The 24,978-nt window shown below is 64.3% G+C and carries 21 protein-coding genes and 1 tRNA gene; 10 read left to right on the top strand and 12 right to left on the bottom strand.

Features of this window, described 5'->3' with window-relative positions:
- Positions 1-22: 22 nt before the first annotated feature.
- The 4 genes from CAF78_RS14400 to CAF78_RS14415 all read right to left on the bottom strand — a co-directional run bounded on the left by CAF78_RS14400 (position 23) and on the right by CAF78_RS14415 (position 3,348).
- The gene (locus CAF78_RS14400) at positions 23-283 is read right to left on the bottom strand and encodes a DUF2164 domain-containing protein (protein ID WP_085676326.1); all 261 of its coding nucleotides are present in this window, start codon (positions 281-283) and stop codon (positions 23-25) included.
- Positions 284-922, bottom strand: a complete 639-nt coding sequence (gene hisH / locus CAF78_RS14405; protein WP_060512243.1) for an imidazole glycerol phosphate synthase subunit HisH — start codon at positions 920-922, stop codon at positions 284-286.
- The gene (hisB, locus tag CAF78_RS14410; protein ID WP_027917570.1) at positions 923-1,516 is read right to left on the bottom strand and encodes an imidazoleglycerol-phosphate dehydratase HisB; all 594 of its coding nucleotides are present in this window, start codon (positions 1,514-1,516) and stop codon (positions 923-925) included.
- Between the two features lie 170 nt (positions 1,517-1,686).
- Positions 1,687-3,348 carry an OFA family MFS transporter gene (locus tag CAF78_RS14415; RefSeq protein WP_085676327.1) on the bottom strand — a complete coding sequence of 554 codons (1,662 nt, stop codon included), beginning with the start codon at positions 3,346-3,348 and terminating at the stop codon, positions 1,687-1,689.
- A 466-nt stretch (positions 3,349-3,814) separates the two neighbouring features.
- Here CAF78_RS14415 and CAF78_RS14420 point away from each other — a divergent pair, with 466 nt between their 5' ends.
- From CAF78_RS14420 to CAF78_RS14445, 6 genes are all read left to right on the top strand, one after another.
- The gene (locus CAF78_RS14420; RefSeq protein WP_085676328.1) at positions 3,815-6,052 is read left to right on the top strand and encodes an AsmA family protein; all 2,238 of its coding nucleotides are present in this window, start codon (positions 3,815-3,817) and stop codon (positions 6,050-6,052) included.
- On the top strand, positions 6,049-7,116 hold the full coding sequence (gene mutY / locus CAF78_RS14425; RefSeq protein ID WP_085676329.1) for an A/G-specific adenine glycosylase: 1,068 nt from the start codon (positions 6,049-6,051) through the stop codon (positions 7,114-7,116). Before CAF78_RS14420 ends, mutY begins: the two co-directional genes overlap by 4 nt.
- Positions 7,113-7,385 (top strand): oxidative damage protection protein, encoded by a 273-nt coding sequence (locus tag CAF78_RS14430; RefSeq protein WP_085676330.1) that lies wholly within the window; start codon positions 7,113-7,115, stop codon positions 7,383-7,385. The genes mutY and CAF78_RS14430 overlap by 4 nt, the downstream gene beginning before the upstream one ends.
- A 90-nt stretch (positions 7,386-7,475) precedes the next feature.
- Positions 7,476-7,551: transfer RNA gene (locus CAF78_RS14435), tRNA-Phe, on the top strand.
- A 193-nt stretch (positions 7,552-7,744) separates the two neighbouring features.
- On the top strand, positions 7,745-8,752 hold the full coding sequence (gene ppk2, locus CAF78_RS14440; protein WP_085676331.1) for a polyphosphate kinase 2: 1,008 nt from the start codon (positions 7,745-7,747) through the stop codon (positions 8,750-8,752).
- A gap of 27 nt (positions 8,753-8,779) precedes the next feature.
- Complete coding sequence (locus CAF78_RS14445; RefSeq protein ID WP_085676332.1) at positions 8,780-9,976, top strand: class I SAM-dependent rRNA methyltransferase; 1,197 nt, start codon at positions 8,780-8,782, stop codon at positions 9,974-9,976.
- 38 nt (positions 9,977-10,014) lie between these two features.
- On the opposite strand, the gene CAF78_RS14450 is transcribed toward CAF78_RS14445, so the two are convergent.
- A complete protein-coding gene (locus CAF78_RS14450) occupies positions 10,015-10,689 on the bottom strand; it encodes a magnesium transporter (RefSeq protein WP_256573915.1) in 675 nt (224 codons plus the stop codon).
- A gap of 477 nt (positions 10,690-11,166) precedes the next feature.
- Here CAF78_RS14450 and ilvD point away from each other — a divergent pair, with 477 nt between their 5' ends.
- Entirely contained in the window at positions 11,167-13,008 is a 1,842-nt protein-coding gene (gene ilvD, locus CAF78_RS14455; RefSeq protein ID WP_054885517.1) for a dihydroxy-acid dehydratase, read from the top strand.
- A 221-nt stretch (positions 13,009-13,229) separates the two neighbouring features.
- Here ilvD and CAF78_RS14460 read toward each other — a convergent pair whose 3' ends face one another.
- Positions 13,230-14,285 carry a phosphorylcholine phosphatase gene (locus CAF78_RS14460; protein ID WP_085676333.1) on the bottom strand — a complete coding sequence of 352 codons (1,056 nt, stop codon included), beginning with the start codon at positions 14,283-14,285 and terminating at the stop codon, positions 13,230-13,232.
- Between the two features lie 242 nt (positions 14,286-14,527).
- On the opposite strand from CAF78_RS14460, the gene CAF78_RS14465 reads away from it, so the two are divergent.
- Positions 14,528-15,919, top strand: a complete 1,392-nt coding sequence (locus CAF78_RS14465) for an L-cystine transporter (protein WP_085676334.1) — start codon at positions 14,528-14,530, stop codon at positions 15,917-15,919.
- A 120-nt stretch (positions 15,920-16,039) separates the two neighbouring features.
- On the opposite strand, the gene CAF78_RS14470 is transcribed toward CAF78_RS14465, so the two are convergent.
- Positions 16,040-16,555 (bottom strand): dihydrofolate reductase, encoded by a 516-nt coding sequence (locus CAF78_RS14470; RefSeq protein WP_085676335.1) that lies wholly within the window; start codon positions 16,553-16,555, stop codon positions 16,040-16,042.
- Positions 16,556-16,609: 54 nt separating this feature from the next.
- Between CAF78_RS14470 and CAF78_RS14475 the strand changes: the two genes are divergently transcribed.
- Positions 16,610-18,001, top strand: a complete 1,392-nt coding sequence (locus CAF78_RS14475) for a DUF2868 domain-containing protein (protein WP_085676336.1) — start codon at positions 16,610-16,612, stop codon at positions 17,999-18,001.
- Positions 17,994-19,358, top strand: coding sequence for a GTPase/DUF3482 domain-containing protein (locus CAF78_RS14480; RefSeq protein WP_085676337.1), 1,365 nt, complete (start codon positions 17,994-17,996; stop codon positions 19,356-19,358). Before CAF78_RS14475 ends, CAF78_RS14480 begins: the two co-directional genes overlap by 8 nt.
- A gap of 120 nt (positions 19,359-19,478) precedes the next feature.
- Here CAF78_RS14480 and CAF78_RS14485 read toward each other — a convergent pair whose 3' ends face one another.
- The 5 genes from CAF78_RS14485 to CAF78_RS14505 all read right to left on the bottom strand — a co-directional run bounded on the left by CAF78_RS14485 (position 19,479) and on the right by CAF78_RS14505 (position 24,977).
- A complete protein-coding gene (locus tag CAF78_RS14485) occupies positions 19,479-20,027 on the bottom strand; it encodes a phosphonate degradation HD-domain oxygenase (protein ID WP_085676338.1) in 549 nt (182 codons plus the stop codon).
- A gap of 20 nt (positions 20,028-20,047) precedes the next feature.
- Positions 20,048-21,073, bottom strand: coding sequence for a putative 2-aminoethylphosphonate ABC transporter substrate-binding protein (locus CAF78_RS14490; protein ID WP_085676339.1), 1,026 nt, complete (start codon positions 21,071-21,073; stop codon positions 20,048-20,050).
- Between the two features lie 30 nt (positions 21,074-21,103).
- Positions 21,104-22,828: a putative 2-aminoethylphosphonate ABC transporter permease subunit gene (locus tag CAF78_RS14495; protein WP_085676340.1), complete on the bottom strand. Its 1,725-nt coding sequence runs from the start codon at positions 22,826-22,828 to the stop codon at positions 21,104-21,106.
- Between the two features lies 1 nt (position 22,829).
- Positions 22,830-23,888 (bottom strand): putative 2-aminoethylphosphonate ABC transporter ATP-binding protein, encoded by a 1,059-nt coding sequence (locus CAF78_RS14500; RefSeq protein ID WP_085676341.1) that lies wholly within the window; start codon positions 23,886-23,888, stop codon positions 22,830-22,832.
- A 219-nt stretch (positions 23,889-24,107) separates the two neighbouring features.
- Positions 24,108-24,977, bottom strand: coding sequence for a LysR family transcriptional regulator (locus CAF78_RS14505; protein WP_085676342.1), 870 nt, complete (start codon positions 24,975-24,977; stop codon positions 24,108-24,110).
- Position 24,978: the final 1 nt, after the last annotated feature.

Consider the following 24,978-nt stretch of genomic DNA (forward strand, 5'->3'; position numbering starts at 1 on the left):
GAACCTGTCTGTTCTTAGGGTTTCAGGGCTTCTCGAGCGCCCACAGATCGCTTTCGATGCTCTCGAACCGCTCCTTGAGGTGCAGCTGAACATCGGCAATCGCCCTGTTGTAGTAATGGGGTGCAATTTCTTTGCTGAACAGTTCGAGGACCTCGGCCACCTCGAATGACCCGAGCTCCAGTTCGAAGCGGTCTTCGAGAAAGCGCTTGAGCGTGTCGAGCGCCTCGCGTTCCTCTTCGGGGGCCAAGGTGATGACCGGGGCCTTGGTCTTCGAACGGCTCATTTACCAGCGCCCGTCCCAGGCGACGAAGTTCTGCAGCAGCTGCAGGCCATGGGTATGGCTCTTCTCCGGGTGGAACTGCACCGCAAAGCGCGAGCCATCGGCCAGCGCGGCGGCGAAGTCGACGCCATAGTGGCCACGGCCGACCACCTGGCCTGGCTTGCCGGCATTGATGTAGTAGCTGTGCACGAAGTAGAAGCGCGCACGGTCGGAAATGTCGTGCCACAGCGGGTGGTCGATGGTCTGGCTGACCTCGTTCCAGCCCATGTGCGGCACCTTCAGGTGCTCGCCGTCTTCTTTCAGGTCTTTGCCGAAGAAGCGCACCTGGCCAGGGAACAGGCCGATGCAGTCGACACCGTCGTTTTCTTCGCTATGGTCGAGCAGCGCCTGCATGCCGACACAGATGCCGAGGAACGGGCGGTCCTGGCTCACTTCACGCACCAGGCTGTCGAAGCCCAGGCGGCGGATTTCGGCCATGCAGTCGCGGATGGCGCCCACACCGGGGAACACCACGCGGTCAGCCTCGCGGATTACCGCGGCGTCGCTGGTGACCAGCACCTTGCCGGCGCCGACGTGCTCGAGCGCCTTGGCCACCGAGTGCAGGTTGCCCATGCCATAGTCGATTACGGCTACCGTCTGCATTTACAGGCACCCTTTGGTCGACGGCATCTGCCCGGCCATGCGCTCATCGAGGGTCACGGCCATGCGCAGGGCGCGGCCGAAAGCCTTGAACACGGTTTCGATCTGGTGGTGGGTGTTGTGGCCACGCAGGTTGTCGATGTGCAGGGTCACCAGGGCGTGGTTGACGAAGCCCTGGAAGAATTCCTGGAACAGGTCGACATCGAAGCCGCCCACGGTGGCGCGGGTGTAGGGCACATGCATCTGCAGGCCTGGGCGGCCGGAGAAGTCGATGACCACGCGCGACAGCGCTTCGTCCAGCGGCACATAGGCGTGGCCGTAGCGGAAGATGCCTTTCTTGTCGCCGATGGCCTGGGCGAATGCCATGCCCAGGGTGATACCGACGTCTTCGACGGTATGGTGATCGTCGATATGCAGGTCACCCTTGCACTCGATATCCAGATCGATCAGCCCGTGACGGGCGATCTGGTCCAGCATGTGTTCAAGGAAAGGCACACCGATATCGAATCGGGCCTTGCCACTGCCATCGAGGTTGATCGAGCACTTGACCTGGGTTTCCAGGGTATTGCGCTCGACGGAAGCCTTACGTTCGACCATCACCAGCTCCGCAAAATCATTAGGCGAAAAGGGCTCCATTATAGGCCCAGAACGCGCCAGCTTGAAACGCGGATGACATATGGCATGGCAAGGAATTGCTGGGCCGGACGGCCCTACAGGTCTATACAACTAGTTCATGGGGGCTGCCAGGCAACCCCCAGACAGCTACATCAATGGAACAGTACGGCGGTTTTCTGCAGGGTAACCCACACGCCCCAAGCCAGCGGCACAACCACTACGGCCCAGGCCAGCAGCACCAGCGGCAGGCTGCCCGGCGCGGCGTGCCACTCCAGCGAACGGGCACCGTCAGCGCCTTTGTCGTGGCTCAGCGCACGTTCGGCAGCCAGTTCGGCATCGGTCATGAAGTACTTGTCGGCCACCGGGCGGATCAGCAGGTTGCAGATGAAGCCCAGCACCAGCAGGCCCGCGAGGATGTACAGGGTCATGTCGTAAGCCGCTGCACGCTCCACGCCCGCCGCCAGCTGGTACTCGCGCAGGTAGGTGATCAGCACCGGGCCCAGCACGCCGGCAGCAGCCCAGGCGGTCAGCAGGCGACCGTGGATGGCGCCGACCATCTGCGTGCCGAACAGGTCGGCCAGGTACGCCGGCACAGTGGAGAAGCCACCGCCGTACATCGACAGGATGATGCAGAAGGCCGCCACGAACAGCGCCACGTTGCCCAGGTGGCCCATGTTCGGCACCAGGCTGTAGAGGCCGACGCCCAGGGCGAAGAAGGCGAAGTAGGTGTTCTTGCGGCCGATGTAGTCGGAGAACGACGCCCAGAAGAAGCGGCCACCGATGTTGAACAGGCTCAACAGGCCGGTGAAGCCGGCGGCAATGGCGGCGATCTGCGCCAATTGCGCGGCGTTCAGCTCGCTGAAGCTCAGCTCGTTGCCCAGCAACTTGCCAGCGAACACTTCCTGCAGCAGCGGCGACGCCATGCCGAGGATGCCGATACCGGCCGAGACGTTCAGGCACAACACCAGCCAGACCAGGGCGAACTGCGGGGTCTTCCAGGCGACGCTGACGTGTACGTGGCGGTCGGTGACCATGCCATTGCCGGCTTTCTTCACCGGGGCAGTCCAGCCTTCAGGCTTCCAGCCGGTTGGCGGTACACGGTAAGCCAGGGCACCGGCCGTCATGAACACGAAATAGATCGCGGCCATGGCGACGAAGCTCTGCCACACGCCCACTTCATGTTCGTTGCCGAAGTGGCCCATCAGCGCGGTGGCCAGCGGTGCGCCAACCATGGCGCCACCACCGAAGCCCATGATCGCCATGCCGGTGGCCATGCCGCGCTTGTCCGGGAACCATTTGATCAGGGTCGAGACCGGCGAAATGTAGCCCAGGCCCAAACCGATACCGCCGATAACGCCGGAACCCAGCCACATCAGCCACAGCTGGTGGGTTTTCACGCCGATCGCCGAAATCAGCATGCCGCCGCACCAGCACAGCGCCGAAACAAGCCCGGCCTTGCGTGGGCCGGCGTGTTCCAGCCAGCCGCCCAGCACCGCTGCCGAGCAGCCGAGGAAGACGAAGAACAGGGTGTAGATCCAGCTCAGCATCGAGATCGGCCAGTCACATTCGGCGCTGAACATGCGGGCGATGAAGCCCATGTCTGCCGAACAGGCGACAGGCGCGGTAATGCCGATGGCTTGCGACAGTGGCAGCCAGAATACCGAGAAGCCGTAGGCCATGCCGATGCACAGGTGGATGGCCAGGGCAGCTGGCGGGACCAGCCAGCGGTTGAAGCCCGGGCGGGCGATGATGCGCTCCTTGGACAGGAAGCTCGGCGCGCTGGCCAGCCCCCCTGCCGCGATTGTACTGCTCATGGATTCGATCCTTTTATAGGTAGACAGTGCTGGCGGATGGCGTCCCGGGCTCTTGTTCTCGCACGCAGGGCGAATTGGCCTTTTCCCTGGGTAACGGCCCGCGACAATGGGTCGCGGCCGCTCCGCAAAGCGGCACAAGGGTACCAGCTCGAAGATGACATGAAAGCAATTTGATATCGTTATTTTTCGCGCAGCTGAAACGGTATTTCTGTTCCGTCTGCACCGGCCTCTTCGCGGGCAAGCCCGCTCCCACAGGTACAGCACAGCGTTCGAGAGCTGTGCAGATCCTGTGGGAGCGGGCTTGCCCGCGAAGAATCCAGCACAAAAGGAACTGCCGAAACCACAACGGTCGAATCCCGCAATCATCGGAAATGCCCTGCATCGCCAGTCGAACAAGCAGGGCCCACCCCTGCGGCGCTATACTCAGCCGTTCGGAATTCACACTACGGACTACAAGGACTCGCCCATGAAAGCGTTCGGCAAAATCCTGGGACTGGGGCTTCTCGGGTTGCTGCTGATCATCGTGGCGCTGGGCTTCGCCCTGACCCACCTCTTCGATCCCAACGACTACAAAGACGAGATCCGCCAGTTGGCGCGCGACAAGGCCCACGTCGAGCTGACCCTCAACGGCGACATCGGCTGGAGCCTGTTCCCCTGGCTGGGCCTGGAGCTGCACGAAGCCAGCATCGCCACCCTGGCCAAACCCAAGGAACCCTTCGCCGACCTGCAGATGCTCGGCCTCTCGGTACGTGTGCTGCCACTGCTGCGCCGCGAAGTGCAGATGAGCGACGTGCGCGTCGAAGGCCTCAACCTGACCCTGGCGCGTGATGAAAACGGCCACGGCAACTGGGAAGACATCGGCAAGCCGCTACCGGCTACAACCGAAGGCGCTGCCAATGCGCCGGCCCAGGCACCTGCCGAGCCACCCGCAAAACCTGCTGATAGCAGCAGTGAACGCGCGGTCAAACTGGACATCGACAGCCTGACCGTGAACAACGCCAGGGTTTACTACACCGACGCCAAGAGCGGCCAGAGCTACAGCGCCGAAAGCATCCAGCTGAGCACCGGCCCGGTTCACGAAGGCACCAACATCGCCCTCAAGGCCAGCGCCTTCCTCAGCGCCAGCCAGCCGGCCATCAAGGCCCGCACCGAGCTGGCAGGCGAACTGCGCTTCGACCGCAAGCTCAAGCGCTACAACTTCGAAGACATGCGCCTGAGTGGCGAAACATCGGGCGAACCTACCGCTGGCAAGACCGTCACCTTCGGCGCCCAGGGCCAGTTGCTGGTCGACCTGGGCGCCAATGTGGCCTCGTGGAGTGGCCTGAAAGTGTCGGCCAACCAGCTGCGCGCCCTCGGCGAGCTGAACCTGCGTGACCTCGACAAGGCACCGCAACTGAGCGGCGGCCTGTCCATCGCCCAGTTCAACCTGCGCACCTTCCTCGACGGTATCGGCCACCCGCTGCCCGCCACCCAGGACCCGGCCGCGTTCGACAAGCTGGAGCTGGTGACCCGCCTGCAAGGCACGCCGACCAGCCTGACCTTGGCCGACCTGGCCGTGAAACTGGACGACAGCACCTTCACCGGCCGTGTGGCCATCGAAAACTTCGCCAAACAGGCCCTGCGCCTGCAGCTCAAAGGCGACACGTTCGACGCTGACCGCTACATGCCAGCCAAGAGCGAACAGGCCAAGGGCGCCACTGCCGCCCGCCAGGCCGAGGTCCAGCAACAGGAAACCACCGCCGTGGCCGGTGCCGGCAGCTCGCCGCTGCCCAACGCCCCGACCCAGGTGGCCTGGAGCGACGACAAGCTGTTGCCGGTCGACCGCCTGCGCGTGCTCGACCTGCAGGCCGACCTGGCCTTCGGCTCGCTGACCCTGGACAAACTGCCGATCAGCGACGCCCAGCTGCAGGCCACCGGCCAGGGCGGCCTGCTGACCTTGCAGGCCCTGCGTGGCGGCCTCTACAACGGCACCTTCGAAGCCAAGGGCAACGTCGACGTGCGCCCTGCCGTGCCGCAGATCGGTATCAACACCAGGATCAACCGGGTGCCGGTCGAGCACTTCATCAAAACCGAAGGCAAGGAGCAGACGCCGCCAGTGAAGGGCCTGCTGACCCTGACCAGTGATCTGACCGCCACCGGCAACAGCCAGAAGGCACTGGTCGACACCCTCAATGGCAGCGCAAACTTCACCATCAATGACGGTGTGCTGGTCAACGCCAACCTGGAGCAGCAACTCTGCCAGGCCATCGCCACCCTCAACCGCAAGACCTTGAGTGGCGAGCCACGCGGCAAGGACACCCCGTTCGAAGAACTGCGCGGCAGCCTGGTGATTCGCAATGGTGTGGCCAGCAACCCGGACCTCAAGGCACGTATCCCGGGCCTGACCGTCAACGGCCATGGCGACCTCGACCTGCGTGTGCTGGGCATGGACTACAACGTCGGCGTGATCGTCGAGGGTGACCAGCGGGCGATGCCCGACCCGGCCTGCCAGGTCAACGAACGCTTCGTGGGTGTGGAAGTGCCGCTGCGCTGCCGTGGCCCGCTGGAGCTGGGCGCCAAGGCCTGCCGCCTGGACCAGGATGGCCTGGGCAAGGTCGCGGCCAAGCTGGCCGGCAACCGCCTCAAAGACAAGATCGATGAAAAACTCGGAGACAAAGTGAGCCCAGAATTGAAAGACGCGCTCAAGGGGCTGTTCAAGCGATGACCCCCACGCAGTTCTCCAGCGCCGTGCTGGACTGGTACGACCAGCACGGTCGCCACGACCTGCCCTGGCAACAGGGCATCAACCCATACCGGGTATGGGTGTCGGAAATCATGCTGCAGCAGACCCAGGTCAGCACCGTACTCAACTACTTCGACCGCTTCATGCAGGCCCTGCCGACCGTGCAGGCCCTGGCTGACGCGCCGGAGGACGAAGTGCTGCACCTGTGGACCGGCCTTGGCTACTACACCCGCGCACGCAACCTGCAGAAGGCGGCGAAGATCGTCGTCGAGCAGCATGGCGGTGAATTTCCGCGCAGCGTCGAGCAGCTCACCGAACTGCCCGGCATCGGCCGCTCCACCGCCGGCGCCATTGCCAGCATCAGCATGGGCATCCGCGCACCGATTCTGGATGGCAACGTCAAGCGCGTGCTGGCCCGCTACACCGCCCAGGCCGGCTACCCCGGCGAGCCCAAGGTGGCCAACCAGCTGTGGGCCACGGCCGAGCGGTTCACCCCGCAGCAACGCGCCAACCACTACACCCAGGCGATGATGGACATGGGCGCAACGCTGTGCACGCGCAGCAAGCCCAGCTGCCTGATCTGCCCGTTGCAGCGCGGCTGCGAAGCGCACCTGCACGGCGAAGAAACCCGCTACCCCGAACCCAAGCCACGCAAGGCGCTGCCCCAACGGCGCACGCTGATGCCGCTGCTGGCCAACCACGAAGGCGCCATCCTGCTTTACCGCCGCCCTTCCAGCGGCCTGTGGGGCGGCCTGTGGAGCCTGCCGGAGCTGGACGATATCGCCCAACTCGACGACCTCGCCTACCAGCACGGCCTGCGCCTGGCCGACAGCCGCGCGCTGGGCGGCCTGACCCACACCTTCAGCCACTTCCAGCTGGCGATCGAGCCCTGGCTGGTGCGCGTCGACCCGGTCGGCCAGCACGTGGCCGAGGCCGACTGGCTCTGGTATAACCTCGCCACCCCGCCGCGCCTGGGCCTCGCCGCCCCGGTCAAGAAGCTGCTCAAACGCGCGGCCGACGAACTGATTGCAGGAGAAGCCCGATGACCCGCACCGTGATGTGCCGCAAGTACAAAGAAGAACTCCCAGGCCTGGAGCGCCCGCCCTACCCTGGCGCCAAGGGCCAGGACATCTTCGACCACATCTCGGAGAAAGCCTGGGAAGACTGGAAGAAGCACCAGACCATGCTGATCAACGAAAAGCGCCTGAACATGATGAACGGCGAGGACCGCAAGTTCCTCCAGGGCGAGATGGACAAGTTTTTCGCCGGCGAGGAATACGCCCAGGCGGAAGGCTACGTTCCACCCTCCGAATGACCCCACGAATCGTAAGCGACGGAATTAATTTAAAATTTTTTCAAAAAGTCGTTGACGGGCCGTCAGAAAATCTATTTAATTCACCTCGTCGCCCAGATAGCTCAGTCGGTAGAGCAGAGGATTGAAAATCCTCGTGTCGGCGGTTCGACTCCGTCTCTGGGCACCACCTTCAAGCTTCTGGTGGTTGCAAAGTTACCCGAAGCGACAACAAGAAACCCGCCTAGCGCGGGTTTTTTGTTGTCTGTAGTTTTTGCTTTCCTTGCCTGTTCCCTTCTGTCATTGACTCGCATCAACAAGCCCCCTTTCGCTCAAACACAAAATTGCAGGTGGACATTCGACCCGACCTAGCAAGGACCTCCATGAGCGAAGAAGCCACCCTCCTGCTCCCCGCCCCCGGCGACTCCTCGACCCGCGCCTCTGCCGCACCACGCACGCGCCGCCCTCGCCAACGCAAACCTGAGCCCACAATCACTCAGGTCAGCCAGGCCCCGGCCGCGCTGGAAGTGGCCAGCGCACCAAAGGGCAGCAATGAAGACAGCACTTCGGCGCGGCTGCCGGCCAGCTACCCGTACCGCACCCGCCTGCGTCGCCAGGATTATGAAAAGGCCAAGCACGCGCTGCAGATCGAGCTGCTGAAGGTGCAAAGCTGGGTGAAGGAAACCGGCCAGCGTGTGGTCATCCTGTTCGAGGGGCGTGATGCGGCGGGCAAAGGCGGCACCATCAAGCGCTTCATGGAACACCTGAACCCGCGGGGCGCGCGGATCGTTGCGCTGGAGAAGCCTTCCGAACAGGAGCTGGGGCAGTGGTACTTCCAGCGTTATATCCAGCACCTGCCCACGGCGGGAGAAATGGTCTTCTTCGACCGCTCCTGGTACAACCGCGCCGGGGTCGAGAAGGTGATGGGGTTCTGCTCGCCGCTGCAGTACCTGGAGTTCATGCGCCAGGCGCCAGACCTGGAACGGATGCTGTGCAACAGCGGTATCCTGCTGTTCAAGTACTGGTTCTCGGTGAACCGCGAAGAACAGCTGCGCCGCTTCATCTCGCGCCGGGACGACCCGCTCAAGCACTGGAAGCTGTCGCCCATCGACATCAAGTCGCTGGACAAGTGGGAGGACTACACCGCGGCCAAGGAGGCGATGTTCTTCCATACCGATACTGCCGATGCGCCGTGGACGGTGATCAAGTCGGATGACAAGAAGCGTGCACGGATCAACTGCATCCGGCATTTCCTGCATTCGCTGGATTACCCGGGCAAGGACCACCGCGTGGCTCATGCGCCGGACGAGCTGCTGGTGGGCCGGGCATCGCTGGGGTTCGAGGAGGATGAGCCGGCGGTGGAAGGCGAAAACAGGGCAGACACGCTATAATCCCGCTCTTTTTCCCGGAGCGACGTCATGTCCCTGCCCAGCCTTCGCCTCAAAGCCAATGCCGACCGCCGCCTGCGCGCCGGCCACCTGTGGGTCTACAGCAACGAAGTCGACGTTTCCGCGACCCCGCTGCAAGGCTTCCAGGCCGGCCAGCAGGCAGTGCTCGAAGCTGCCAACGGCAAGCCGCTGGGTATCGTCGCACTAAGCCCGAACAACCTGATCTGCGCCCGTCTGCTGTCGCGTGACATCAAGCTGCCACTGGACAAGTCGCTGCTGGTACACCGCCTGAACGTTGCCCTATCCCTGCGTGAGCGCCTGTTCGAGCGACCGTGCTACCGCCTGGTCTACGGTGATTCCGACCTGCTGCCGGGCCTGGTGGTCGATCGTTTCTACGACATCCTCGTGGTGCAGCTGGCCTCGGCCACGATGGAAGCGCACAAGGATGACGTGATTGCCGCCCTGATCCAGGTGCTCAAGCCCAGCGGCATCCTGTTCAAGAACGACTCCGCCGCCCGCGACGCCGAAGGCCTGCAGCGCTATGTCGAAACCGTCTACGGCGAAGTGCCGGACTGGGTACCGCTGGAAGAGAACGGCGTCAAGTTCGAAGCCCCGGTGCGCGAAGGCCAGAAGACCGGCTGGTTCTACGACCACCGCATGAACCGTGCGCGCCTGGCCCCCTACGTCAAAGGCAAGCGCGTGCTCGACCTGTTCAGCTACATCGGTGGCTGGGGCGTGCAGGCCGGCGCGTTCGGCGCCAGCGAAGTATTCTGCGTGGATGCTTCGGGCTTTGCCCTGGATGGTGTCGAGCGCAACGCGGCACTGAACGGCATCAGCGAAAAGCTGACCTGCATCGAAGGCGATGTGTTCGAGGCCCTGCGCGAGCTGAAGGCCGCCGAAGAGCGCTTCGACGTGATCATTGCCGACCCACCCGCCTTCATCAAGCGCAAGAAGGACCTGAAAAACGGCGAAGCGGCCTACCGCCGCCTCAACGAACAGGCCATGCGCATGCTCAGCAAGGACGGCATCCTGGTCAGCGCCTCGTGCTCGATGCACCTGCCCGAGGACGACCTGCACAACATCCTGCTGACCAGTGCCCGTCACCTGGACCGCAACCTGCAACTGCTCGAGCGCGGCGGCCAGGGCCCGGACCACCCGGTGCACCCGGCCATCGCCGAAACCCGCTACATCAAGAGCATCACCTGCCGGTTGCTGCCAAACAGCTGATCCGCACGGCCTGGGGCGCGATGCGCCCCAGGCCGGTATCAGATGTCCAGCACCTGCGACGCGATCCCGAAGTACACAAGCACCCCCGCCGCATCGGCAATCGAGGTCACCAGCGGACCACTGGCGGTAGCCGGGTCGAGCTTCATGCGCGTGAACAGAAACGGCAGGCTCATGCCGATCAGGCTGCCGATCAACACGATCACCAGCATGCTGCTGGCCACGATCACGGCGATCTCAGTACCACCTCGCAACGCGCCAAGCGATGCCACCGCCAGGGCCATGGTGCCGCCGAGCGCCAACGCCACCCCGCATTCGCGGCCCAGCATGCGCACCCAGTCGCGCATGACCACTTCTCCCGTCGCCAGCGCCCGCACCATCAAGGTGGCCGATTGCGCCCCGGCGTTCCCCCCGCTGTCCACCAACAAGGGCAGGAAGAACACCAGCACGATATGCGCGGCGATGGTTTCTTCGAAAGCGGCGATACCGGCACCGGAAAACAGGTTGCCGAACACCAGCAGTACCAACCACAGTACCCGCTTTCGGTACAACAGACCGACCGTGGCATGACGCAGGTTGCCGACATGATTGGTGATCGACGCGCCTTTGTGGAAGTCTTCAGTCGCCTCCTGGCGTAGCTTGTCCAGTGCCTCGCTGGCCAGGTCGGGCGCGAGCGGTTCTTTACAGCGGATGCAGTTTGCGCAGACAGATTGCATACAAGTCTCCAGGCGCCGAGCAGGCACCTGCAAACCTCGAACTCAGGGGTTCAAGCCTTCGCAAGCCCTGGCGACAGCGCGCTCAGTGCCAATTTACAAGTTCGCGGTGAACTGAAACTGGGAAGGTCCATTGAAGTGATTCTCGTAAAACCGCACATGCGGCGCGACGGATGATAGCCATCACAGCTGGCAAGGTCTGCCCCTCAGGCAGCATTTCAGACGCGTCCTACAAACAGTCGAAAAACCCTCTCTGACCACCGTCCAGACACATCTTCATTCCCTCGCCGCGCCAGCGGTGTAGAATCGGGCTATTCATCGCCAGTCATCCCCGGCGGGTTTATGAGCTCTGGCCAAGCACGCGGCGATCCCGCGCAGTCTTCGGCCCCATCCGTGCCAGTGGCAACCGGCCTGCGGTACAAAGGACAAGAGAAGCTCACTCCCCTTTTTGTGACCTGATTAAGCCGCCAGGAGTGTTTCATGCCTGATTATCGTTCCAAGACTTCCACCCAAGGCCGCAACATGGCCGGCGCTCGTGCCCTGTGGCGCGCCACCGGGATGAAGGACGAAGACTTCAAGAAACCGATCATCGCCATCGCCAACTCGTTCACCCAGTTCGTCCCAGGCCATGTGCACCTGAAGGACCTGGGCCAGCTGGTCGCCCGCGAAATCGAACGCGCCGGTGGCGTGGCCAAGGAATTCAACACCATCGCGGTCGACGACGGCATCGCCATGGGCCACGACGGCATGCTGTACTCGCTGCCAAGCCGCGAGATCATCGCCGACGCCGTCGAGTACATGGTCAACGCCCACTGCGCCGATGCCATCGTCTGCATCTCCAACTGCGACAAGATCACCCCCGGCATGCTGATGGCTGCCCTGCGCCTGAACATCCCGGTGATCTTCGTTTCCGGCGGCCCGATGGAAGCCGGCAAGACCAAGCTGGCCAGCCACGGCCTGGACCTGGTCGACGCCATGGTCATCGCCGCTGACTCCACCGCCTCCGATGAGAAAGTCGCCGAGTACGAGCGCAGCGCCTGCCCGACCTGCGGTTCGTGCTCCGGCATGTTCACCGCCAACTCGATGAACTGCCTGACCGAAGCCTTGGGCCTCGCCCTGCCAGGCAACGGCTCGACCCTGGCCACGCACGCCGACCGCGAGCAGCTGTTCCTCACCGCCGGCCGCACCATCGTCGAGCTGTGCAAGCGCTACTACCAGGAAAACGACGAGTCGGTGCTGCCGCGCAGCATCGCCAATTTCAAGGCGTTCGAGAACGCCATGATGCTCGACATCGCCATGGGCGGTTCGACCAACACCATCCTGCACCTGCTGGCTGCAGCCCAGGAAGGTGAAGTCGAGTTCGACCTGCGCGACATCGATCGCCTGTCGCGCAAGGTGCCGCAACTGTGCAAGGTGGCGCCGAACATCCAGAAGTACCACATGGAAGACGTGCACCGCGCTGGCGGCATCTTCAGCATCCTCGGTTCGCTGGCCCGTGGCGGCCTGCTGCACACCGACCTGCCGACCGTGCACAGCCGCAGCATGGAAGAGGCCATCGCCAAGTGGGATATCACCCAGACCGATGACGAAGCCGTGCACACCTTCTTCAAGGCAGGCCCGGCCGGTATCCCGACCCAGACCGCGTTCAGCCAGTCGACCCGCTGGGAAACCCTCGACGACGACCGTGAAAACGGCTGCATCCGCAGCTTCGAGCACGCCTACTCGCAAGAAGGCGGCCTGGCTGTGCTGTACGGCAACATCGCCCTGGACGGCTGCGTGGTGAAAACCGCCGGCGTCGACGAGTCGATCCACGTGTTCGAAGGCACCGCGAAGATCTTCGAGAGCCAGGACAGCGCCGTGCGCGGCATCCTCGCCGACGAAGTGAAGGCCGGCGACATCGTGATCATCCGTTACGAAGGCCCGAAAGGCGGCCCGGGCATGCAAGAGATGCTCTACCCGACCTCGTACCTGAAGTCCAAGGGCCTGGGCAAGGCCTGCGCCCTGCTCACCGACGGCCGCTTCTCGGGCGGCACCTCGGGCCTGTCGATCGGCCACGCCTCGCCGGAAGCCGCTGCTGGCGGCGCCATCGGCCTGGTGCGCGACGGCGACAAGGTGCTGATCGACATCCCCAACCGTTCGATCAACCTGCTGGTCAGCGACGAAGAGCTGGCACACCGGCGCATCGAGCAGGACAAAAAAGGCTGGAAACCGGCTGAAGTGCGCCCGCGCAAGGTAACGACTGCGCTGAAGGCCTATGCCTTGCTGGCGACCAGTGCCGACAAAGGTGCTGTGCGTAACAAGGCGATGCTGGAAGGGCTTTGAGGCTCTGAAAGCATGAACGAAGAACCGGCGCCTTGGGCGCCGGTTTTTTTATGCATTTACCGGCCCTTTCGCGGGCAAGCCCGCTCCCACAGGGACCGCGCCAGACTCTAGAAATTGAGCAAGACAGTTGCTCCCACAGGTTTTGCACAGAATTCAGCACCTGTGCATGACCTGTGGGAGCGGGCTTGCCCGCGAAAGGGCCGGTACAGATATCACCAGGCTTACTGGATCTGCTCCGGCGTCACGATCACCCAGTTCTTGTCCGCCGTCACCGGTAACCCTTCCTTGGCCTGGGCCGCCGCGTTCTTCGCGATCATCCCGTTCAGCTGGTCCATGTACTTGGCCTTGCGGTTGATCCACAGGTGGATGCCGCCCTTGTTCACATCCACGCCATGGAACTGCATGTAGCCATCACTGGTCGGCGTATCGCCACCCACCAGCACCGGCTTCTTCCATTCATCGATATAGGTCAGGATCGCCGCCTGCTTGCCGGCCATCCAGGTGGCCGGGGTCCACAGGTATGGCGTCAGCTCCAGCCCTTCGTTGGCCTTGGCGTCATACTGCCCGGCGCTGATCTGCTTGCGCGCCGTGGTCAGCTGGCCATTGTCGCGGTCCTTGAGCAACAGGCTGACCCCAATCACGTTCTGCGGTTTGACGTTGTAGCCGTACTTGGGGTCGGAAGCGACCATGCGCACCAGCTCTTCGGAAGCCGCCGAGATCACATAGACCTCGATACCATTTTCCATCAGCTTGTTGTACAGCTCGGCCTGGCCCGTGAAGACCTTCGGCGGCTGCACCTCGATGGTCTTGACCTGGTCGCCTTCGAAATAGGTGCTGGGGATCGGCTTGGCGGAGGCCATCAGCTCATCGACCTGAGCCTTGAGCTCCTTGAGCGTGAAGCCGGCAAACACCTGTGCCACCCACGGGTAGCAGACCATGTCATCGATTTCGCACAGCCGGTAGTAGTAGCTGAACAGGCTCTCCTTGTGCCCGGCCGTGTCCTTGAACGGGATCAGCTTGAGCGACGGGTCGAGCTTGTCGCGGGTCAGCAGGCCCTTGTTTTCCATGAACGGCAGCAGCGCTTCTTCGAGGTCGTAGCGGTAGCTGGTGTTGTCCATGTCGAAAACGGCGTAGTTACCTTTGTGGGCATTGGCGGCAATCATGGCGTCGAGCTGCCTGGCTGCTTCGGTGGGCCAGTGCTTGAGCTCGGTAGCGAAGCTTTCGACACTGAACAACAACGACAAGCCGAGGGCGAGGGCTTTCGGTGCGAACTTCATGTGCGGATCTCCTGAAATGACCAGGAAACGCTAGTGCAACATTCGCCGCCTGCAGGCCCTCACAACGACCTGCATGCAGCAGTAAACGTCTTGTTCATTGCTATCTGCGACAACTTGTTATTCCATAAACGACTAAGCAAATTACCTTTGGGTATAAATTCGTTTGTTTTCAGGCTGTTAGCATTTCCGTTCGCAATCGCTCACCAGAGGCGATGCCTCTTCTGCTTTTTCCTGGAGCTTCAATGAACCTGCCGTTGTCTCTCAACCTGCTGGCGTTCCTGGCCTTGCTGCTGGGCCTGGCGCAAACCCGCCGCACCGACTGGAGCCTGGCCAAGAAGGTCTTGCTGGGCCTGGCACTGGGCGTGGCGTTCGGCCTGGCCCTGCACACCCTTTACGGCGCTGGCCACCCGGTACTCAAAGCCACCATCAGCTGGCTCGACCTGGTCGGCAACGGCTACGTCGGGCTGCTGCAGATGATCGTCATGCCGCTGATCTTCGCCTCGATCCTCAGCGCCGTCGCCCGCCTGCACAACGCCTCGTCGCTGGGCCGGATCAGCGTGCTGAGCATCGGCACGCTGCTGCTGACCACCGCCATTGCCGCGCTGATCGGCATTGTCCTGACCAACCTGTTCGGCCTGAGCGCCGAAGGCCTGGTGGCCGGCGCCCAGGAAAGCGCACGCATGCAGGTCATCCACAGCGACTACGTGGGCAAGGTCGCCGACCTGAACATCCCGCAGCTGCTGCTGTCGTTCATCCCGAGCAACCCGGTAGGCGACCTGGCCCGGGCCAAGCCGACTTCGATCATCAGCGTGGTGATCTTTGCCGTGTTCGTCGGCCTGGCCGCGCTGCAACTGATCAAGGACGACGCCGAGAAGGGCGAGCGCGCGCTGTCGGCCATCGATACCCTGCAAGCCTGGGTGATGCGCCTGGTGCGCGTGGTGATGAAGCTCACCCCCTATGGCGTGCTGGCGCTGATGACCAAGGTGGTAGCCAGCTCGAACATGGAGGACATCCTCAAGCTTGGCAGTTTCGTGGTGGTGTCGTACCTGGGCCTGGCGCTGATGTTCGTGGTCCACGGCATCATCCTCGCCGCCACCGGCGTGAGCCCGCTGCGCTTCTTCCGCAAGGTCTGGCCGGTGCTGACCTTTGCCTTCACCAGCCGCTCCAGCGCCGCCAGCATCCCGCTGAACATCGAAGCGCAAACCCGCCGCCTGGGCGTGCCGCAGTCGATCGCCAGCTTCAGTGCATCGTTCGGCACCACCATTGGCCAGAACGGCTGCGCGGGCCTGTATCCGGCCATGTTGGCCGTGATGGTGGCGCCAGCGGTGGGCATCGATACCTTCGACCCACTGTGGATTGCGACCCTGGTGGCAATCGTGACGCTGAGTTCGGCGGGAGTTGCCGGCGTGGGGGGTGGTGCGACCTTCGCCGCGCTGATCGTGTTGCCGGCCATGGGCCTGCCGGTCGAGCTGGTGGCACTGCTGATTTCGGTGGAGCCACTGATCGACATGGGCCGCACGGCGCTGAACGTGAACGGCTCGATGACCGCAGGCGTGGTGACCAGCCAGCTGCTGAAAGAGACCGACAAGGATGTGCTGGCCGGCGATGAGCATGCCGAGCTGAGCCACACCTGATTGCACTGGGGCCGCTGCGCGGCCCTTCGCGGGCATGCCCGCTCCCACAAGTCCCTGCTTACACCGTTCAATGTGGGAGCGGGCTTGCCCGCGAAGGGCTGCGAAGCAGCCCCGGCAATTTCAGATCTTGTCCCAAACCTCGAAGTGGTAAGCCGGCTTGCCTTCTTCAGCCTGAGCCTCGCTCGACACCAACGTCCACTGGCCCTCATCGAACGCTGGGAACCACGCATCCCCCTCCGGCGTCAACTCGACCCGCGTCAGGTACATCCGGCTCACCAGCCCCTTCTCCAGCGCCTGCCCATACAGCTGCGCCCCGCCAATCAGCATCAGCTCGCCAACGCCCTGCTCACGCGCCCACTGCTCGGCCCGCGCCAGTGCTGCCTCCAGCGAGGCGAACACCTCGGCCCCCGCCAGCTCCAGGCCCGCCTGCCGGCTGACCACGATATTCAACCGCCCCGGCAACGGCCGGCCCAGTGAATCCCAGGTCTTGCGACCCATGATGATCGGCTTGCCCAGGGTGGTGGCCTTGAAGTACTTGAAGTCCCCCGGCAGGTGCCAGGGCATGGAGTTGTCGATGCCGATCACGCGGTTCTCTGCGTGAGCCGCAATCAGGCTGAGGGGGAGTGATGTATTCATGCCAGCGAGGATAGCACCGGGCGTGTGGGTTATGCTTCTGCCCTGAACCACGCAATGGAAGACCTTGTGACTGCACCGACTGCACTGGACAAGCGCTGGCTCACCGAAGCGGTACGCCTGCGCGAGGAACACGCCGGCCTCCTGGACGACCAGGAGGCCAACCGCCACGCCCGCCAGCAGGGCGGCGACCTGGCGGCACGCCTCGAAACCCGCGCGCTGTGGCTGGCCGAGCGCGATGGCATGACTACGGCCTTGCGCCACTGGAAGCAGGGCGCACGCCTGGCGCTGCTGGCCTTGATGTTGCTGGCCGTTTTCAGCGGCGCAGGCCTGGCCTTCGCCGCCTTGGGCGATGGGCAGCGCCCGGTCAACGTGTTCTGGGCCCTGGGCAGCCTGCTCGGGCTGAACCTGTTGATGCTGCTGGGCTGGGCCGTGGGTTTTGCCTTGAGCGGCGAACACGGCGCCAGCCTCGGCCGCCTGTGGTTATGGCTGAGTGAACGCTTCGCCCGCGATGCCAAGGCCGCGCACCTGGCACCGGCACTGCTGGTGCTGCTGCAACGCCAGCGCCTGAACCGCTGGCTGCTTGGCGCCCTTGTGCATAGCCTGTGGCTGCTGGCGATGCTCACCGCCCTGATCATGCTCGTGGCCTTGCTGGCGACCCGCCGCTACGGCTTCGTTTGGGAAACCACGCTGCTTGCCCCCGCCCCCTTCATTCACCTGACCCAAGCCCTCGGCGCCCTGCCCTCGCTGCTCGGCTTCGCCGTGCCAGACGAAGCCATGATCCGCGCCAGTGGCGATACCTTCCCCGCCCTGGATGCCGCCCGCCAGGCCTGGGCCAGCTGGCTGCTCGGCGTGGTGCTGGTTTACGGCCTGCTGCCGCGACTGCTGCTGGCCGGGTTGTGCCTGTGGCGCTGGCGTAAGGGCCGTGCTCATCTGGCGTTGGACCTCAGCCTGCCCGGCTACGCGCAACTGCGCGATGCACTGATGCCGCGCAGCGAACGCATCGGCGTGCAGGATGCCGCCCCCGATGCGCTGCCGCAATTCCAGGCTGGCCAGCTGGAAAGCGGCAGCAGCGGCGCGCTGCTGGTGGGCCTGGAGCTGGACGACCAGCGCCCCTGGCCACCCGCCCTGCCGAAGGCGGTGACCGACGCTGGCGTGCTCGACAACCGCGAATCACGCAACAAGTTGCTCGAGCAGCTCAGCCGTTTTCCGCCGGCACGCCTGGCCATCGCCTGCGACCCACGCCGCTCGCCCGACCGCGGCAGCCTGGCGCTGCTCGCCGAGCTGGCTCGCCATGCCGGCGCCACCCGCATCTGGCTGCTGCAGGCAGCCCCCGGCCAAGCCCTGGACGCCGAGCGCCTGGGCGACTGGCACGACGCCCTCGATCGCCTCGGCCTGCCCCATGCCGACACCTCGCCCCTGACCTGGCTGGAGCATGGCCATGACTGAGCCGCTGAAACTGGCCGTGGTCGGCCACACCAACGTCGGCAAGACCTCGCTGCTGCGCACCCTCACCCGCGACGTCGGCTTCGGCGAGGTCTCGCACCGCCCCAGCACCACCCGCCACGTCGAAGGTGCGCGGCTGTCGGTGGACGGCGAACCACTGCTCGAGCTCTACGATACCCCCGGCCTGGAAGACGCCATCGCCCTGCTCGACTACCTCGAGCGCCTGGAACGCCCCGGTGAACGCCTGGACGGCCCGGCCCGCCTCGCACGCTTCCTGCAGGGCAGCGAGGCGCGCCAGCGCTTCGAGCAGGAAGCCAAGGTGCTGCGCCAGTTGCTGGCGAGCAATGCCGGCCTGTACGTGATCGACGCCCGCGAGCCGGTGCTGGCCAAGTACCGTGACGAGCTGGAAGTGCTGGCCAGCTGCGGCAAACCACTGTTGCCGGTGCTCAACTTCGTCGCCAGCAGCCAGCACCGCGAGCCGGAATGGCGTGAAGCCCTTGCCCGGCTTGGGCTTCACGCATTGGTGCGGTTCGACAGCGTGGCGCCGCCGGAAGATGGCGAACGGCGGCTGTACGAGAGCCTGGCGCTGCTGCTCGAGGAGGCCCGACCGGCCCTGCAACGGCTTATCGAAGACCAGCAGGCCCAGCGCCTGGCGCGCCAGCACAGCGGCAAGCGGCTGATCGCCGAACTGCTGCTCGATTGCGCCGCCTGCCGACGCAGCGTCGAGGCCGAACCTGCCGCAGAGGCGCGAGCCATCGAGGCCTTGCGCCAGGATGTACGCCAGCGTGAGCAGCGTTGCGTCGAGGCACTGCTCAAGCTGTATGCCTTCCGCCGCGAGGATGCCAATGCCGGTGACTTGCCGTTGCTGGATGGCCGTTGGGGCGATGACTTGTTCAATCCCGAGACCCTGAAATTGCTGGGGGTGCGCCTGGGCAGCGGGGTGGCAGCCGGGGCGGCGGCCGGGGCCGGCATTGACCTGTTGGTTGGTGGCCTGACCCTCGGCGCGGCAGCGTTGGCCGGCGCGATCGCCGGTGGTGCGCTGCAGACAGCGCGCAACTATGGGTCACGGCTCATGGGCAAGCTGAAGGGGCAGCGTGAGCTGACGGTGGATGACACGGTGCTGCGGCTGCTGGCATTGCGTCAGCAGCAACTGATGGTGGCGCTGGAAGGCAGGGGGCATGCGGCGCAGGACAGCATCAAGCTGGGGGCCGTGGATGAAAAGGCTTGGCGAGAAGGCAAGCTGCCGGAGGCGTTGAGCAAGGCGCGGGCGCATCCACAGTGGTCAACCCTTAACCCCGGGGCGAAGCTGAATCAGGCTGAGCGGCAGGAGCAGCTGGAAGCGCTGGTTTCACAGATCTGATTCAGCAGGTCTGGCCCTTTCGCGGGCAAGCCCGCTCCCACAGGGATCTCGCAGAATTCGAAAGCTGCGCAGTTCCTGTGGGAGCGGGCTTGCCCGCGAAAGGGCCAGTACAGGCAATACTCAGAGCAAGGCCAGTGCCTTGCCCTTCAGCACCCTGAGATCCATCACCGGCACCCCGACCTCCTTGGCCATCTCGTCCCATTCGCGCATCCGCAAGCTCACCACGAACAGCGGATCCCGCTCGAACACATCCGCCTCGTCCGCGCTCATCACGCCCCCCTGAAACTCCAGGGTCCGCCGGCTCGCCTCGCTCAACCGCTGGTAGTAGCCCGGCTGGCGCAAGGTCAGGTAACGCTTGGCCTCCACGTGATACTGCACCAGCCGCGCCATGCGCTCACCGAAGCCACAACGGCGCAGGTACTCGGCACCGATGCGCTCATGGCTGACCACGCCATAGCCCCCCATGCTGGCGTCACCGCCGCACAGGTGGCCGATGTCGTGGAAAAACGCCGCCAGCACCACCTCGTCGTCGAAACCCTCAGCCATGGCCAGCTGCGCAGCCTGGGACATGTGTTCGAGCTGATTGATGGCTTCGCCGATGTAGTCATCGCTGCCATGCTGCTCATACAAGGAGAACAGCGTGTCGATGGTCTGGGTTGGCGTAGGCATGGGCTTCACTCCTGGGCTTGTTATTGTTGTGCCACTTTCTCCGACTTGCCGTCATAGCGCTTGCGCCATTCGGTCAGGATCTCGTCGCGGTGCTTCGAGGCCCAGGCAAAGTCGTTCTTGATCAGGCGCTGTTCATAGTCGGCCGGCAGCTCGGTCTGCGGCTTGGCGATACCTGGCGCGGCCAGTACGGCAAAGTTGTCCTTGTACAGTTCCATGGCCGCCGGGCTTGCCGAGAAGTCAGCCAGGCGCTTGGCCGCGTCAGCCTTCGGCGAGCCCTTGATCACGGCGGTCGCCTCGATCTCCCAGCCCAGGCCTTCCTTCGGCAGCACGATCTCCAGCGGCGCACCCTGGCGCTTGAGCTGCACGGCCGGGTACTCGAACGAGATCCCGATCGGGAACTCACCCGCCGCCGCCAGCTTGCACGGCTTGGAGCCTGAGTGCACGTACTGGCCGATGTTCTGGTGCAAAGCGTCCATGTAGGCCCAGCCTTGAGGCTCGCCGAAGGTCTGCAGCCAGGCGCTGACGTCGAGGAAGCCGGTGCCGGACGAGGCCGGGTTAGGCATGACGATCTTGCCTTTGTATTCCGGCTTGGTCAGGTCCTGCCAGCTCACCGGCTTGCTCAGGCCCTGTTTCTCGGCTTCGACGGTGTTGAAGCAGATAGTCGCGGCCCACACGTCCATGCCGACCCAGGCGGGTGGGTTGGCGGCGTCGCGGTAGTTCGCGGAGATCTTGCCCAGGTCTTTCGGCGCGTAGGCTTCGAGCATGCCGTTCTGGTCGAGGATGGCCAGGCTGGAGGCAGCCAGGCCCCAGACCGCGTCGGCTTGCGGGCGGTCTTTCTCGGCCAGCAGCTTGGCGGTGATGATACCGGTGGAATCACGCACCCACTTGATCTCGATGTCCGGGTTGGCCTTTTCGAAGGCCTGCTTGTAGCTCTTGAGCTGCTCGGCTTCCAGGGCGGTGTATACGGTCAGCTGGGTGGCGGCGGCCGAAGCCTGCAGGCTGAAGACGGCGGATACGGCAGCGGCAAGTGCAAGGGGCTTGAACATGATGCGTTTCCTATCAGTGTGGGCAGTCGGTCAATGGCCAGAGGCGCGCTGGCGCCAGGCCTGGGAGCGGCGCAGCAGGCCGCGGGAAGCAGCGGCCAGCAGCAGCGAGGCGGCGGCGCTGGTCAGCAGGATCAGGGTCGACATGGCGGCGGCGCCGCCAACGTTGCCGGCATCGTCCATGTTCAGCACGGCGACAGCGGCAAGGAGGGTGTCGGGGCTGTAGAGGAAGATCGCCGCCGACACCGTGGTCATCGCCGAAACGAACAGGTAACGGATGATGTCCAGCAGCGCCGGCAGGCAGATCGGCACGGTGACCCGCACGAAGTGCTTGTACAGCGGCGCCTTGAGCGACAGCGCGGCAGCCTCGAACTCGCCGTCGAGCTGGCGCAGCGCGGTGGCGGCGGTCATCTGCGCGGTGGTCAGGTAGTGCGCGATGGTGCACAGCACCAGCAGCGCCATGCCGCCATAGAACACGTGCAGCGGGTTGCCACCGAGGTTGAAGAAGAACACGTAGCCCAGGCCCAGCACCAACCCGGGCACCGCCATGGGGATGAAGCTGAGCAGGCGCAGGGCCTGGTTGAGCAGGCGCTGACCCTGGGTTTTCTCCATCAAATACGCGCCAGTGAAGATCACGATGCTGCCGATCAGTGCCGTGCACAGGGCCATGGTCACGCTGTTGCGGTAGGCCAGCCAGCCGCCACCGGCGGTGTCGTCGAACTGGTAGTGCTTGAACGACAGGGTCAGGTTGTACGGCCAGAACGTGACCAGGGACGAGTACACTGCCATGCCGACCACTACCAGCAGCGCCGCGCAGACCAGCAGGACGATGGCCAAAAAGCAGGCATCACGGCAGCGCGACGGCTTGGGCTCGAACACCTGGGCTCGGCCACTCATCGCCTCGCCCTGGCGCCGCCGAAGCCATGCATCGACGCCGAAGCTGAGCAGCGCCGGCACAAGCAGGACCATGCCGATCAGCGCACCACGGCCGAACTGCTGCTGCCCGACCACCGCCTTGTAGGCTTCCAGCGCCAGCACCTGATAATCACCGCCCACCACCACCGGTACGCCGAAGTCGGTGATGGTCAAGGTGAATACCAGGCAGAACGCAGCGAACACCGCCTGACGCGTAGCTGGCCAGGTGATGCTGCAAAATGCCCGCCACGGCCCGGCCCCCATGCTCGATGCGGCGTCGAACAACCGCGCGTCAGCCAGCGACAGCGCCGAGAGCAGGATCATCAGTGCATGGGGGAAGGTGTAGATGGCCTCGCCGAGCACAATGCCCCAGAAGCCATAGATGTTGTCGCTGAGCAGGCTGCGCAGCAGGCCCTGGTTGCCGAACAGATAGACCAGGGCAATCGCCGGCAGCATCGACGGCGCCAGCAGCGGCAGCAGTGAAATGCCACGCCAAAGGCCCTTGGCCGGGATCAGCGTGCGCTGCAAGGCGTAGGCGAACAGGTAAGCCAGCGGCACCACGATCACCGCCACGGTGCAGGCCACCGATAAGCTGTTGCCGAGCAGCCAGTGGAAGTTTTCGCTGACGAACAGTTCGCGGGCGGCCAGCAGGCCACCGCCCTGGCCGGCTTCACCGCTGAAGCCTTTCCAGAAAATGGCCAGCAGCGGCATCACCACGGCCAGCAGCAGAAGGACCAGCAGCAGGCTCTTGCCACCGACGACGAACAGGCGGTCACCCAGGGCAACGTCAGCGCGTCGTGCAAGCTTGGCCTGGGTCAGCGGCAGGGACATGGGCGCGGCCATCTCAGGCAAACACCTGCAGGCTCTGCGGCGGCAAGGCCACCCAGATATCCTGCGAGCCCAGGCGCGGCATGGCTTCAGGCGCCAGTTCGGCGAGCAGGGCATGGCCAGGCAGGGCCTTGAGCTCGAAGCTCATGCGGCAGCGGTTGCCAAGGAAGGTGATTTCACGCACCTTGGCCGGGAACAGGTTTTCCTCATGCACGACCGGGTTCACCGTGATCGCTTCCGGGCGGCAGAACAGCCGGCCACTGCGGGCGGTACCCGCGTTGGTCGCCAGGCGCATGCTCATGGCGCCGACCTGGGCATGGCTCTCGCTGCTGCGCTGAAACGGCAGCCAGTTGCCCTGGCCGACGAACTCGGCGACGAATGGCGTGGCGGGCTGGTCGTAGATTTCCTGAGGGGTCGCATATTGCTCGACCTGGCCGTTGTTCATCACCGCGATTCGGTCGGCCATGAGCATGGCCTCGTCCTGGTTGTGGGTGACCATCAGTGTGGTGATGCCCAGCTGGCGCTGCAGCTGGCGCAGCTCGGTACACAGGTGCTCACGCACCCGGGCATCCAGCGCCGACATCGGCTCGTCGAGCAGCAGCAGCGACGGCGATGGTGCCAGCGCACGGGCCAGGGCCACGCGTTGCTGCTGGCCACCGGACAGCTGGCCGGGATACTTCTTTTCGCTACCTGACAGGCCAACCAGATCGAGCATTTCTGCCACACGTTGACGGCTCTCATCGCGGCTGCTGCCGGCCAGGCCGTAGGCGATGTTGGCTTCGACGGTCAGGTTGGGGAACAGCGCATAGGACTGGAACAGGATGCCGTAGTCACGGGCCTGGGGCGGCAGTTCAGAGATGTCGCGCTCACCGATGTACAGCGCCCCGCAGTCCTGGCGCTCGAGGCCGGCGATGCAGCGCAGCAGGGTGGTCTTGCCGCAGCCGGACGGGCCGAGCAGGCAGACCAGCTCGCCAGCGGCGATGTCCAGGGACACGTCGTTGAGCGCCGTGAAGGCGCCGAAACGCTTGTGGATACCGCGCACTTTCATCTGTGCGCCTGGGGTGACGTGGTTCATGGCAAGGCCTCATCGAACAAGTGAGGGCCATGCTAGGTGGGCTCTGCGAAGGTTCTGTGGCTTTCTGGCAAAAGCGGGTGATAGTGGTATAGGCAGATTTTGTAGTGGCCTTGAGGCCCCCTTCGCGGGCAAGCCCGCTCCCACAGGTACTGCACATCATCTGAAGGCTGTGGAGATCCTGTGGGAGCGGGCTTGCCCGCGAAGAAACCAGCGCAAAATCTAGAACTGCGAACCCACCACTTCCTGCGCCACACCCAGGAAGGCCGCCGGCAGCCGGGCCTGGCGCCGCTCCTTCAGGCAATACAGGTATTCATGCATCACCGGCGCATTCTCCAGCGCCAGTACCCGAAGCTCCGGGTTGTGCGGCACCTCGTGCCGGGCAATCACGCTGATGCCGATGTTGCGCAGCACCGCCTCGCGGATCGACTCGCGGCTGCCGATCTCCAGCAACGCGCCGGCCCTGACCCCGGCATCCAGCATCATCTGTTCGGTCAGCTTGCGCGTGGTCGAACCCTGTTCGCGCATCAGCAGGCAATGCCCTGCCACCACATCGATGGTTACCGCCTGGCGATGGGCCAACGGATGATTGCGGTGTACCGCCACCACCAGCGGGTCGGTGCCGAGCACCCGCCGTACCAGCCGCGCATCCTCCAGCAGCTGCGACGAAGCGGCGATATCCACCCGATAGTCCTCGAGCATCTCCAGCACCTGCTGCGAGTTGCCGATCTCCACCGCCACTTCGACCTGGGGCAGGCGCTCGCGGAAGATCTTCACCAGGTCGAGGATGTAGTACGGCGCAGTGGCGGCAATACGCAAGCTGCCTTGGGCCTGGCCGCTGTTGCGCAATTCGAACTCGATGTCGGCCTCCTGCTGCAGCAGTGCCTTGACCATCGGCAACAGGCGCGCGCCCTCCTCGCTCAACACCAGGCGCCGGCCACCGCGGTAGAACAGCTCCACCGCATAGTGGCTTTCCAGGTTGCGGATCTGCGTGGTCACCGTCGGCTGGCTGAGCCCGAGCTTTTTCGCCGCCTGGGTGATGCTGCCCTGGCGGGCCACCATGTAGAAGGCTTTGAGCTCGGCACTCAGCATT

It is taken from the genome of Pseudomonas sp. R28(2017) (genome assembly GCF_002112505.1).
GTDB lineage: Bacteria > Pseudomonadota > Gammaproteobacteria > Pseudomonadales > Pseudomonadaceae > Aquipseudomonas.